General features: G+C 63.5%; 11 protein-coding genes and 1 pseudogene. 1 reads left to right on the top strand and 11 read right to left on the bottom strand.

Annotation, left to right across the window (positions count from 1 at the left end):
* Positions 1–1,382 (top strand): glycoside hydrolase family 15 protein (locus VKR55_RS04195; protein ID WP_324399996.1); only part of this gene is annotated, 1,382 nt, incomplete at its 5' end.
* 2 nt (positions 1,383–1,384) lie between these two features.
* On the opposite strand, the gene VKR55_RS04190 is transcribed toward VKR55_RS04195, so the two are convergent.
* From VKR55_RS04190 to VKR55_RS04140, 11 genes and pseudogenes are all read right to left on the bottom strand, one after another.
* Positions 1,385–2,191, bottom strand: a complete 807-nt coding sequence (locus tag VKR55_RS04190; protein WP_324399994.1) for a Cof-type HAD-IIB family hydrolase — start codon at positions 2,189–2,191, stop codon at positions 1,385–1,387.
* Positions 2,188–2,676, bottom strand: a complete 489-nt coding sequence (locus VKR55_RS04185; RefSeq protein ID WP_414642297.1) for a gluconokinase — start codon at positions 2,674–2,676, stop codon at positions 2,188–2,190. Before VKR55_RS04185 ends, VKR55_RS04190 begins: the two co-directional genes overlap by 4 nt.
* Positions 2,677–2,701: 25 nt before the next feature.
* Complete coding sequence (pgl, locus tag VKR55_RS04180; protein ID WP_324399990.1) at positions 2,702–3,448, bottom strand: 6-phosphogluconolactonase; 747 nt, start codon at positions 3,446–3,448, stop codon at positions 2,702–2,704.
* Positions 3,449–3,450: 2 nt separating this feature from the next.
* The gene (zwf, locus tag VKR55_RS04175; protein ID WP_324399988.1) at positions 3,451–4,950 is read right to left on the bottom strand and encodes a glucose-6-phosphate dehydrogenase; all 1,500 of its coding nucleotides are present in this window, start codon (positions 4,948–4,950) and stop codon (positions 3,451–3,453) included.
* A gap of 12 nt (positions 4,951–4,962) precedes the next feature.
* Positions 4,963–5,946, bottom strand: coding sequence for a phosphogluconate dehydrogenase (NAD(+)-dependent, decarboxylating) (gene gnd / locus VKR55_RS04170; protein ID WP_324399986.1), 984 nt, complete (start codon positions 5,944–5,946; stop codon positions 4,963–4,965).
* A 12-nt stretch (positions 5,947–5,958) separates the two neighbouring features.
* Positions 5,959–8,802 carry a bifunctional transaldolase/phosoglucose isomerase gene (locus VKR55_RS04165; RefSeq protein ID WP_324399984.1) on the bottom strand — a complete coding sequence of 948 codons (2,844 nt, stop codon included), beginning with the start codon at positions 8,800–8,802 and terminating at the stop codon, positions 5,959–5,961.
* Between the two features lie 329 nt (positions 8,803–9,131).
* Positions 9,132–9,578, bottom strand: coding sequence for a DsrE family protein (locus VKR55_RS04160; protein WP_324399982.1), 447 nt, complete (start codon positions 9,576–9,578; stop codon positions 9,132–9,134).
* A gap of 25 nt (positions 9,579–9,603) precedes the next feature.
* Positions 9,604–10,209: a hypothetical protein gene (locus VKR55_RS04155; RefSeq protein WP_324399980.1), complete on the bottom strand. Its 606-nt coding sequence runs from the start codon at positions 10,207–10,209 to the stop codon at positions 9,604–9,606.
* 87 nt (positions 10,210–10,296) lie between these two features.
* A complete protein-coding gene (locus tag VKR55_RS04150; protein WP_324399978.1) occupies positions 10,297–10,584 on the bottom strand; it encodes an alpha/beta fold hydrolase in 288 nt (95 codons plus the stop codon).
* 24 nt (positions 10,585–10,608) lie between these two features.
* A complete protein-coding gene (locus VKR55_RS04145; RefSeq protein WP_324399976.1) occupies positions 10,609–11,664 on the bottom strand; it encodes a 2-oxoacid:ferredoxin oxidoreductase subunit beta in 1,056 nt (351 codons plus the stop codon).
* Positions 11,661–12,761 (bottom strand): annotated as a pseudogene (locus VKR55_RS04140) (2-oxoacid:acceptor oxidoreductase subunit alpha); the annotation flags it as partial. The gene VKR55_RS04145 and the pseudogene VKR55_RS04140, both read right to left, overlap by 4 nt.

The raw sequence follows: 12,761 nt of genomic DNA, 5'->3' as shown, positions 1-12,761 counted from the left end.
TGCTGGCGATTTGCGGCCAGGACATGACGGTGCTGCGTACAGAGGCCACGACGCGCGGCGAAGATCTGACGACGCGCGCCGATTTCGAGGTCAATGAAGACCAGACCGTTCCGTTCGTGCTCACTTACGGGCCATCGCATCTTGCGCCGCCTGCTGCGATCGATCCCGCCCGCGCCTTGCAGGAAACCGAGGATTTCTGGACCGAATGGTGCAGCCATTGCACCTACGAGGGTGAGAACCGCGATCTCGTCATGCGGTCGCTGATCACGCTGAAGGCGCTGACCTATGCGCCGACCGGCGGCATCGTCGCCGCACCCACGACATCGCTGCCGGAGAAGCTCGGCGGCGCCCGCAACTGGGACTACCGGTTCTGCTGGCTGCGCGATGCGACCTTCACGCTGCTGGCGCTGATGAACTCGGGCTATACCGAGGAAGCCTCGGCCTGGCACAATTGGCTGCTGCGTTCGGTGGCCGGCGCGCCCGACGACATGCAGATCATGTACGGCATCTGGGGCCAGCGGCGGCTGCTGGAGTGGGAAGCCGACTGGCTGCCCGGCTATGAAGGCGCAAAGCCCGTCAGGATCGGCAATGCCGCGCATGCGCAACTGCAACTCGACGTCTATGGTGAGCTGATCGACGCGTTTCACCAGGCGCGCATGGCGAAGTTGCGGTTCGAAGATACCTGGCCTCTCGAATGCGCGGTGTTGAAACATCTCGCCGAAGTCTGGGACCAGCCCGATCACGGCATCTGGGAGCGGCGCGGCAAGCCCAGGCACTACGTCTTCTCGAAAGTGATGAGCTGGGTCGCGTTCGACCGTGGCATCAAGAGCGCGGAGAAATTCGGCTTCGAGGCGCCGGTGGCGGAATGGCGCAGGCTGCGCGAGACCGTTCACCGCGACGTCTGTGCCAAGGGGTTCGATGTCGAGCTCGGTGCCTTCGTCGAGTCCTATGGCTCAAAGCTGTTCGATGCCAGCATCCTGCTGATGCCCTCTGTCGGCTTTTTGCCGCCAAAGGACGCGCGGGTGCGCGGCACGTTGGCAGCCATCGAAAAGCACATGATGCGCGGCGGTTTTGTGCTCAGGCACGATCCGCGCGAAGCTGAGAAGCAGCCAGCCGAGGGCGCCTTCCTCGCCTGCAGCCTGTGGCTGGCCGATGCCTATGTACTTTCCGGCGAGCTGAAGAAAGCGCAAGCGCTGTTCGACCGCGTGGTCTCGGTCGCCAACGATCTCGGCCTGCTCGCGGAAGAATATGATGCGATCGCACAGCGCCAGACCGGCAATTTTCCGCAGGCGCTGACGCACATCGCGCTGGTCAACAGCGCGCACAATCTGGATGAGGTGCTGAAAGCGAGCGAGAAGCCGGCGATGCAGCGCTCGAAGTGAGCCTACCTGTTTTCCCGCAAGATCACGTCCATCGCCTTGGCAAATCCGTCCTCCTCATTCGTCGCCGTAACACGCTTGGCGTATGTCTTGACGTCGTCGGACGCGTTGCCCATCGCAAAGGAAAGTCCGCTGACCTCGAACATTGCCACATCATTGTGCATGTCGCCGATGGTCGCGACCGTGTCGGTCGAGATGCCAAGCCGGTGCGCCATCGCCCGCACAAAGGTGCCCTTGTTCTGGCCGGGTGGGGTGATGTCGAGATAATAGCTCTGCGAGCGCACGGCGGTCGCCTGCACGCCCAGCGCCGTCTGCACGGCCGCTTCGCATCGCGCAAGCAGCGCGAAATCCGAGGTCGAGCCGACCAGCTTGCAGGTGCGCGCGAGATACGGCGTGAAATCATCGATCACGGTCGGATCGGCCTTGATCGCGCGCTTCTCGTTCGGGACATAGTCGCCGTCGCCGTTTTTGGTGAACCAGTGCTCGTTGGTGAAGAGCCAGATGTCGACGCCGTATTCGTCGAGCAGTTCGAGGCTGCGCCGGACCGCTGCCTCCGGGATCAGGTGCTGCTCGACCGCCTTCATGCTCGCATCGACGATCGAGCTGCCATTGAAGGCGCCGACCGGCAGCTTGATCTGGAGCGGCTCGATCAGGAAGCGCATGCCGATGCTCGGTCGGCTCGAGGTGATGGTGAAGCCGATGCCGGCGGCATGAAGCCGCGCCACCGCAGCCTTGCTGGCCTCGGTCAGGGTCTTGTCCTTGGTGAGCAGCGTGCCGTCGACATCGGACACGACAAGCGCGATACGGGTCATGCGGGGCTCAATTTCAATTGGCGCAAAATGGTGTCGACGATGTCGTCCACCGGTGCGTCGATCGAGACGGTCACCGGATGCTCGTCGGAGGTGGGCGGCTCGAGCGTATTGAACTGGCTGGCCAGGAGTCCGGGTGGCATGAAATGACCTTTGCGGCGGCCGAGCCGCTCTGCAATGAGAGCCTGCGTGCCCTTGAGGTAAACCAGACGGATGTCGGTTCGATGATGCGAGAGGACGTCGCGATAGGCGCGCTTGAGCGCCGAGCAGCCGATCACCACTCTGCCGCCCGCATCGCAGACGCGATCGATCTCGGCGGCAATGGCCTTGAGCCAGGGCCAGCGGTCCTCGTCGGTCAAGGGGTGGCCTGCGCTCATCTTGGCGACGTTGCTGGCAGGATGGAATTGGTCGGCGTCCTCGTATGGCCAGCCGAGCCGCGCTGCCAGCGTCTCGCCGACGGTGGACTTGCCCGAGCCGGATACGCCCATCAGGACCAGCGCGCACGGCGTTTGATCATCCCCCACGAATAGTCTCCGCAAGCGCGGCCGCATCCACCAGAAAGACCGTCTCGCCATTGGACCGCGCGCGAGACGCAGGCAGGTTCTCGCCGGACAACACCCGCGTCAAGATCGTGCGCTTGCTCTCCCCTGCAACCTCGAACAGCATCTCGCGGCAGGAGGCCAGCGCAGGCAACGTCAGGGATATCCGGGGCACGAAGGGTTCGACATTGGCCTTGGGCACGCCGACCACCCAGCGCGCCGTCTCGTCCACCGCAGGATAGCCGGGAAACAGCGAGGCGGTGTGGCCATCCGGACCTACGCCCATGAGCACGAGATCGAACAGCGGCCGCGCGGGATCGAGCGACGCGGCGCCGTAGAACGATTTCAGCTCGTCCTCGTAGCGTGCGGCGGCATCACCCGGGCTCACCAAATCCGTCGGAATAGGGTGGATGTTTGCAGCAGGCGCGAAGCGGTCGAGGAAGGTGGCGCCCGCCACGGCCATGTTGTTTCTGGAATCGCTTGATGGCACGAAGCGCTCGTCGCCGATGAACCAATGCACGCGCGGCCACGGAATCCTCGCGCGATAGGCGTCGGTCGCAAGCAACTCATAGAGCGCTTTTGGGCTCGATCCGCCGGTCAGGCAGATCGCAATGCGGCCGCCATTTTCAGCGATCCGCGCCAGCACGCGATCGGCGGCAGCCTGGGCCAGCGCCGCCGCGTCGGCGACGGATATGACCTTGCGCGAAACGCGAGCCGCCATCGTCAGGCCAGCTTGCGCCAGCTTCGGCCATCGCGGGCGAGAAGCTCGTCAGCCTCCTCGGGACCCTCGGTACCGGCATCGTAGATCTTCAGGCCCCTGGCGCCGGCCTTCTTCCAGGCGTCGAGGAAGGGTTGTACGGCGCGCCAGCCGGCCTCGACGCTGTCGGCGCGCTGGAACAGGATGTTGTCGCCGATCATGCAGTCATAGATCAGCGTCTCGTAGCCGGTCGACGGCTCGGCGTTGAAGTAATCCTTGTAGCGGAACTTCATCTCGACGCCGTCGATGTTGATCGTAGGGCCCGGCACCTTGGTGTTGAACTGCAGCTCGATGCCCTCGACCGGCTCGGTCGAGATCACAAGGTAGTTCTGCGAGAGCTTGTCGACCGGCGTGTTACGGAACATCGCGAACGGGGCCTGCTTGAACTTGATGGCGATCTCGGTGCGCTTGATGCCGAGCGCCTTGCCGGTGCGCAGATAGAACGGTACGCCGGCCCAACGCCAGTTGTCTATGGTGAGCTTCAGCGCCGCATAGGTTTCCGTCGTGCTGCCGGGCTTGATGTTTTCGGTCTTGCGATAATCCTCGATCTCGAGATCCCCGACCTTGCCGCCGCGATATTGCCCGCGCACGGAGTTCTTCAGCGCCTCTTCCTCGCTCTGGATCTGGATCGACGACAGCACCTCGGCCTTTTCCGAGCGCACCGCATGGGCGTCGAACCGCGATGGCGGCCCCATCGTCACCAGCGCCAGGAGCTGGAACAGATGATTCGGCACCATGTCGCGCAGCGCGCCGGTCGCGTCGTAGAAGCTGCCGCGATGACCAACGCCGATCTTCTCGTCGACCGTGATCTGGATATGGTCGATGTGGTTGCGATTCCAGATCGGCTCGAACATGCCGTTGGCAAAGCGCAGCACCAGGATGTTCTGAACCGTTTCCTTGCCGAGATAGTGATCGATCCGGTAGATTTGGTGCTCGTCCATCAGCTTCAGCAATTCGTGGTTCAATTCCTGCGCCGAAGCGAGGTCGGTGCCGAACGGTTTTTCGATCACGAGCCGCCGCCACATGCCGTTCTCCTTCAGCATGCCGGTGCGGGCGAGCCCCTTGGCGATCGGCAGGAACGCAGTCGGCGGCGTGGCGAGATAGAACAGCCGGTTGCCGCCGGTCTCGCGCCTGGCCTCGAGCTTGTCGAGCTGGTCGCGCAACGCGTCGAACGAGGCGGGGTCTTTCGGGTCGGCCTCGATGCAGGTGACGCAGGACAACAATTGCTTTGCCAGCGTCTCGTCGATCTTGCGGGTCGTGAATTGGTGCAGGCCCTTCATCAGGCTGTCGCGCAGCTCGTCGCTCGACATGCCCTTGCGGGCGATGCCGACGATGCAGAAATTCTCCGGCAACAGCTTGCCGGTCGTGAGGTTATAGAGCGCAGGGATCACGAGGCGATGCGCGAGATCGCCGGTGACACCGAAGATGATGATGGAGCAGGGATCGGGCTTCTGACCGTTCGACATGCATCTCACCTGTCAGCGGGACTTTTTCGGCTCGCGATGGCCGCCGAAGCCGGCACGCATCGCAGAGAGGATTTTTTCCGCAAAGGTATGCTCCTTGCGCGAGCGGAAGCGTGCAAACAGCGCGGCGGTGAGAACTTCGGCGGGCACGGCCTCGTCGACCGCGGCATTGACGGTCCAGCGGCCTTCGCCGGAATCCTCGACAAAGCCGGAGTAATTGTCGAGCGTATGGTTTTCCGCCAGCGCCGTAGCGGTGAGATCGAGCAGCCAGGACGGGATCACGCTGCCGCGCCGCCACACTTCCGCAATGTCGGCAATGTCGAAAGCGAAGCGATGCTCCGCCGGCAGCGCCTCGATGTTGGCGTTCCTCAAAATGTCAAAACCTTCGGCATAGGCCTGCATCAACCCGTACTCGATGCCGTTGTGGACCATCTTGACGAAATGCCCGGCGCCGACGGGGCCGGCATGGATGTAGCCCTGCTCGACGCGGCGGTCGCGGCCTTCACGGCCTGGCGTGCGCGGAATGTCGCCGGTGCCCGGTGCAAGCGCCGCAAAGATCGGATCGAGCCGGTCAACGACGTCCTTGTCGCCGCCGATCATCATGCAATAGCCGCGCTCGATGCCCCAGATGCCGCCGGAGGTGCCGACGTCGAGATAGTTGATGCCGCGGGCCTTCAGCGCCTTGCCGCGGCGAACGTCGTCCTGCCAGAAAGTGTTGCCGCCATCGATGATGACGTCGCCTGCCTCCATCAGTTTCGCCAGCGCCTCGATCGTCTCCTCGGTGACCTTCCCGGCAGGCAGCATCACCCAGGCGGTGCGCGGCTTTTCGAGCTTCCCCACGAAATCTTCCAGCGCCCTGGCGCCCTCCGCGCCGTCGGCGGCGAGCCCCGCGACCGCCTTCTCGTCCTTGTCATAGACGACGGTGGTGTGGCCATGCTTCATCAGCCGGCGGACGATGTTGCCTCCCATCCGCCCCAGGCCGATCACTCCGAGCTGCATGTCGCCTTCCCTTCAAGCCAGCGCTTCGGCGATCGCCGCATCGAGCATCTTCAGGCCGGATGCGAGGTCGCCCTTCAGATGCACACGCAACGCGCGCCGGCCCCGCTCCGTCAACACGTCGAAATCGCCGCGCGCCTGCGCCGCCTTGATCACGCCAAAGCTCGCCTTCCAGCCGGGCAGCGCCAGATCCTTGGGCTCGTCGGCGGTGATCTGCAGGAACACGCCGGAGTCCGGCCCGCCCTTGTAGGCCTGTCCGGTCGAATGCAGGAAGCGCGGTCCGAATTCTGCGCAGGTGGCGACACGCTGAGCGTCGCGCACCTTCAGCCGCATGCCCTGCAGCGCGTCGATATGCGCACTGTCGCGCTCGATATAGGCCAGCAGCGCGACATAATCGTCGGCCTGGGTGCGCGCAAGATGCGCCTTCAGCCACGAGCCGAGGCTGCCGTCGGCGCCGAGCTTTTTCAGCGCCTCGACATTGGCTTCATCGGTATAGAGGTCGGCTTCGGCGGACGACATGGCTGGGGTCTCCGGCGGCAGCTTGCCGGTCTTCTCGAACGCTGCCGTCAATTCACGCGTCTTGATCTTGGCCGATTCCACATCCGGCTGGTTGAACGGGTTGATGCCGAGGATCGAGCCCGCAACAGCGGTCGCCATCTCGAAGCGGAAGAATTCCTGGCCGAGATGGTCGATCGACTTCATCGCGATGCGGACGACGGGATGGCCGGCCTGCTCCAGCGCCGTGAGTTTCTCGTCATGCGCGGTATCGTCCTCGCCCTCGGTGCGGATATCGATGAAGAAGCGATCCTTGCCGTAAACCGAGGCGTCGGCAAGTGGCTCGCCCTCGATGGGGATCAGACCCTTGCCTTCCTTGCCGGTCGACTCGGCGATGAGCTGCTCGGCCCAGGCGCCGAAATCCGAAATCTTCTTCGAGGCGAAGATGGTGACCTTGTCGCGGCCTTCGAGGCCGGCTGTGCCCATCGCAAGCCCGAGCTGGACGGCGGGATTTTCATGCGGCGGCACGTCCGCGCCGCAGGAGCGCACCATCGATAGCGTATGCTTGATCAGGCTGCGCACGTCGATGCCGGCGGCTGCGGCGGGCACGAGGCCGAACGGCGAGAGCACGGAATGCCGCCCGCCGATGGTGGGCTCGCCACGGAAGACGCGGGCAAAGCGCTGCCTGGTCGCGACCTTCTCCAGCGAGGAGCCGGGATCGGTGATGGCGATGAAGCGGTGGCCGGCCTTGTCGGCACCGATCGCCTTCGAGACGCGATCGAAGAAATAATCCTTCATGGCGTTCGGCTCGGTGGTGCCGCCGGATTTGCTGGAGACGATGAACAGCGCCTTCTTGATGTCGATTGTCTTCTCCATCGCGCGCACCTGTGCGGGGTCGGTGGAGTCGAGCACGTGCAGTTTCGGAAAGCCGCTCTCCTTCGGGAAGGTTTCCGCCAGCACCTCGGGCCCGAGGCTCGATCCGCCCATGCCGAGCACGACGGCGTCGGAGAAGTTCTGGCCCTTCACGCGTTGGGCAAAATCCTCGTAGTCGGCGACGTCTGCGTCCTCGGCGCTGGTCAGCCAGCCGAGCCATTTGTGCTCGTCGTCGCCGGTCCAGACCGAGTTGTCCTTGTGCCAGAGCCGGCGCACCTTCGCTTGAGCCCGCCAGTCCTCGGCGCTCCTTTCCATCGCCTTGTCGATGCTTGCGCCTAGCGCAAGCGCCTGGCGGTCGATGCTGGCGCCAAGCACGGTCGCGCGCTTGTGCGCGACCGCGCCGTAGAGCTTGTCGGCGGCATCGGCGAACTGCCTGACGCCGTCCTTTGTCAGCTCCTCGGTGATGGCATCGAGCGAGATGCCGGACCGCTCGAGCTCGGCAAGCACGCGCCGCGCGTCCTCGATATTCTCCTCGAGGGTATCGCGGAGCCTGCCATGGTCGCGGAAAGCCTCCAGCGTCGCCGGCGGCATGGTGTTGATGGTGTTGGGGCCGATCAGCTCCTCGACATAGAGCACGTCGCTATAGGCCTTGTTCTTGGTGCCGGTGGAGGCCCAGAGCAGCCGTTGCGGCTTCGCGCCCTTGGCCGCAAGCTTCTCCCAACGCTCGCCCGTGAACAGGCGCTTGTAGTCCTGATAGGCCATCTTGGCATTGGCGATGGCGACCTTGCCCTTCAGGGCAGCAAGGCGCTCCTTCTCGCCCGGATCGTTGGCTATCGCGATCTTCTCGTCGAGCTGCTTGTCGACCATGGTGTCGATGCGGCTGACAAAGAAGCTCGCGACGCTCGCGATATGCGAGGGATCGCCGCCCTTGGCGACATATTTCTCCAGGCCCTTCAGATAGGCCTCGACCACCTCGCGATAGACCTGTTGCGCGAACAACAGCGTGATGTTGATGTTGAGGCCTTCGCCGATGAGCTGTTCGATCGCGGGCAGGCCCTCGGGCGTGGCGGGCACCTTGATCATCAGGTTCTTGCGATGGACGGCCTTCCAGAGCCGCTTCGCCTCTGCGATCGTGCCCTTGGTATTCGTGGCGAGATAGGGCGACACTTCCAGGCTGACAAAGCCGTCATTGCCGTGGAGCGTGTCATAGACCGGGCGCAGCACGTCGGCAGCGTTCTGGATGTCTTCCACCGCAAGCTGCTCGAACAGCTCCGCAACCGGCCGGTCGCCGTGCTTCAAGGCCTTGCCGAGCGAGGCGTCATACTCGTCGGAGGCGCCAATTGCTTTCTCGAAAATCGAGGGATTGGAAGTGACGCCCTTGACGCCGTCGGTCTCGATCAGCCGTTTCAGATCCTTGGCGATGAAACCGCGGGCCAGGAAGTCGAGCCAGACGGCCTGGCCATGGTTTTCGAGTGCTTTGACGAGGTTCATTGATGCCGCTTTCCGTTCGAACTGATCGGGGGCCCGGGAGGGTCCTCAGGTTCCGGATCACACGCCGGATTGTCAACACAAGGGCGGGATCGCCCGCCGGGCAAGGCTTATCCCCGGAACATAACGCCATTTGGACAGGAATGATCCTGTTTGGACAGGGACGATCCAGGGAATTGGCATGCCAGGCCGTCACGCTGCCCAATTTTGTGACAGCGAGCAGGTTGCAAATCGACGGATCGTGATGGTGATCACGCGCCGCTCAAAATTCTTCGTCACGCCCGGGCTTGTCCCGGCCATGACGAAAGAATGATGTGCTCTAGTTGGGCGCCTTACGGCCGCAGGTAGAGATAACCCTGCGATTGCAGCTCGGCGATGCGCACCACGCCCCCTCTGTCGGCCGCAACGAAGCCGGGCAGGAGGTCATTCAGCGTGATCTTCATCGATCTCATGGTGTTGCCGCAGGCGGCAAAGCCGACGCCCGCGTTGGAAAGCCGGCTCATATGCTGGGTGAGGTCGGGATTGGCCCCGGTCGTCCGGAATGCCCGCAGCGCCGGACCATGCACCACGAGGGCGATTGTGACGTGGTCAGGGCCGCCGACGCCGTCGATATGGTTCTGGATGTTGCCGAGGACGAAGGAAACCTTGTCGAGGTCGCTGAGGTGATACACCACCTTCAATTTCTGTGCCGGGCCTTCAGTAGCAGCACTGGCGCGCGAGGCGGCAAAAGCGGCGCCGAGCGTGCCGACGGCGCGCAAGAGCATGTTGCGTCGATCCATGTCATCCTCCCGTTAGTTATATTTGTTATTGCCGCAGCGCCGCCTGCTCCTCGTGCTTGGTGAGCAGCTCATCGCATTCCCTGTTGTCGACGCGGTCGAGGCGGAACACCTTGTCGTCGGCACCGCCGTCCAGTGCCTCGACCTCACCTTCGGGATGTTTGCGATCCCAGATCGCGATCTCCGCGAGCCGCACGATCGAGGACTTGTTATCCTTCGAGAGCGCAATTTCAAGCCCGCCGCCGCCGCAATCGGCTTCACAGGAGTAGCGGATTTCCTTGTTGCCGTCCTCATCCACGAAATGGCCGCAGGAGTTGCCGCCGTCGAAATTCCCCGGCCTGTTCCGGAACCGCACGCCGACGCGATAGGCGTAGCTGGTCGGCTCGCCCGAGCGGTTCTCCGCGGTGACGAGCAGCTTCATGGCGCTGACCTTCTGCTTGGGATGCTGCTTCAAGTGAGCGGCATCGTAACGGCGCATGAAGCAGGCAGAGGCCTTGTCGCCGATAGGACCGGCGAACATCCGGGTATCGAAGGCCTTTGCCTTGGTCGGGTCGATGCCGTCCTGGGCATGGGCGGTGAGGGGCGATGCGGCGGCAAGCACCGCGACAAGCGGCAAGACGGTCAGGATTTTCATGGGCATCCACTCGAAATAGCGTTTTTCGAGGGTTAGTCGCAGCAAGGGCCAAGGCCGTTCAATGGCTTAGGGACCTTTCGCCCCGCGTCAGCGCCCCGCCGCATCCATCACGGCGCGCAGATCGTCCATGCGCACGTCGAGGCCGGGAAGCTCGCTGACACGATCGGAGCCGCCGGTACCGCGCTTGTCGAAGGTCACCACGCGCGCGTAGCTTGCGAGGCGCGTCAGGAAACGCGCGAAGTCCGGCTGATCCCAGTAATTCTCGACGTTGGAGACGAAGCCGGGCACCAGCACCAGGTTGATAGGGCCGTCGCCGAACGCCTGATAGGCAATGTGGACGTCACCGCTCTTGGCGTATTGCGTCACCGGCTGCATGGAAGACGCCCGCACATGCCGGTCTCAGCGCAAGGACGCGTTGATCTTCTCCAGCACGGCCGAGCCGGGGCAGAGATCGCCGGCTTCCAGCGTATTGAGCGGCGTTGCTACCGTGTTGAGGTGGGCGTGCAGGTCTTCCGCCTCCGCATCGACATAGAGCAGACCTGTGACGATCTGGCCCTTGGCCGCATGCTTCTGCAGGAAGGTCATGGCGCCTAACCGGTCATGGGCGTCGTAATCGGCGTCGATCTTGCGCAGTGCAAGCCTGGAGCCGTCATGCTGCTCGACGATCTGCACCGCGCCCGGCGCGTAATCGACCGTGATCGGATCGCGGCCGGTAATGACGTCGAGCCGGTTCACGGCGTCATTGTGCTCGCGGACATAATCAAAGCTCTTGGTCGAGCCGGCGTGGTTGTTGAAGGCGACGCACGGGCTGATCACGTCGATGAAGGATGCGCCCTGGTGCTGGATCGCGCCCTTGATCAGCGGCACGAGCTGGCTCTTGTCGCCGGAGAAAGAGCGCGCCACATAGGTCGCGCCGAGTTGCAGCGCGATCGCGACGAGATCGATGGCGTTGTCGGTGTTGAGCACGCCTTTCTTCGATTTCGAGCCGCGGTCGGCGGTCGCGGAGAACTGGCCCTTGGTCAGGCCGTACACGCCGTTGTTCTCGACGATATAGGTCATGTTGACGCCGCGCCGGATCGAATGCGCGAACTGGCCGAAGCCGATGGAAGCGGAATCGCCGTCGCCGGAGACGCCGAGATAGATCAGGTCGCGGTTGGCGAGATTGGCGCCGGTCAAAACCGACGGCATGCGGCCGTGCACGGTATTGAAGCCGTGGGAATTGCCGAGGAAATAGTCCGGCGTTTTCGACGAGCAGCCGATGCCGGAAATCTTCGCCACCCGATGCGGCTCGATCGAGAGTTCGTAACAGGCTTCGATGATGGAGGCGGTGATCGAGTCGTGGCCGCATCCGGCACACAGCGTCGAAATCTTGCCCTCGTAATCGCGGTGGGTATAGCCGAGGCGATTCTTGGTCAGGCCCGGATGATGGAATTTGGGCTTGGCGATATAGGTCATGACTTCACCTTGCGCAGCGGAGTCAGCTTGAGCTGATCCTGATGTTCGCCGATCGCGTTTGCGATGAAACGGGCGGTGATCGGCGTGCCGTCATAGTGGCGGATCGGCACCAGCCGCACCGGATCGATGCCGTTCTCGTTGACGATCAGCGAACGAAGCTGGGCGTCGCGATTCTGCTCGACCACATACACGAAGTCATGGTCGGCGATGAAGCTTGCGACGGAGGAGTGGAACGGGAAGGCGCGGATGCGCATGCGGTCGAGCATGTGGCCGCGCGCCTCCAGAAGCTGGATCGCCTCGTCCATCGCTGGCGCAGTCGAGCCGAAATAGAGCACGCCGTATTTGGTCGGCTTGGCGGCGTTGGCCTGCAACGGCCGCGGCACCATGTCCTGTGCGGTCTCGAACTTGCGCACCAGGCGCTGCATGTTGTCGGCGTAGACCGCGCCTTCTTCCGAGTAGCGCGCGTAGCGGTCGCGCGAGGTGCCGCGGGTGAAGTAGGAGCCTTTGGTCGGATGCGTGCCCGGATAGGTGCGGTAGGGGATGCCGTCGCCATCGACGTCGAGATAGCGGCCGAAGTCGCGGCCCTCGTCGAGCATCTCGGCGGTCATCACCTTGCCGCGGTCATATTGCCGGGCATCGTCCCACTTCAAGGGACGGCTGAGCCGGTGATTCATGCCGATGTCGAGATCGAGCATCAGGAAGATCGTGGTCTGAAGCCGCTCGGCGAGATCGAAGGCTTGCGCCGCGAATTCGAAGGCTTCGGCCGGGTCTTCGGGAAACAGCAGCACATGCTTGGTGTCGCCGTGCGAAGCATAGGCGCAGGCGATGATGTCGCATTGCTGGGTGCGGGTCGGCATGCCGGTCGAGGGGCCGGCGCGCTGCACGTTCATGATCACGGCCGGAATTTCAGCGAAGTACGAGAGGCCGATGAATTCCTGCATCAGCGAGATGCCGGGGCCCGAGGTCGCGGTGAAGGCGCGCGCGCCATTCCAGGACGCGCCGATGACAATCCCGATCGAGGCAAGCTCATCCTCGGCTTGCACGATGGCGAATTTGTTCTGCTTGCTTTGGGTATCGACACGCAACCGATTGCAATG

The sequence above is a fragment of the Bradyrhizobium sp. genome, from assembly GCF_035309285.1.
In the GTDB taxonomy this organism is placed as follows: domain Bacteria; phylum Pseudomonadota; class Alphaproteobacteria; order Rhizobiales; family Xanthobacteraceae; genus Bradyrhizobium.
Note: the sequence above shows the minus strand (reverse complement) of the source record. Positions and strands in the feature narration are given on the sequence as shown.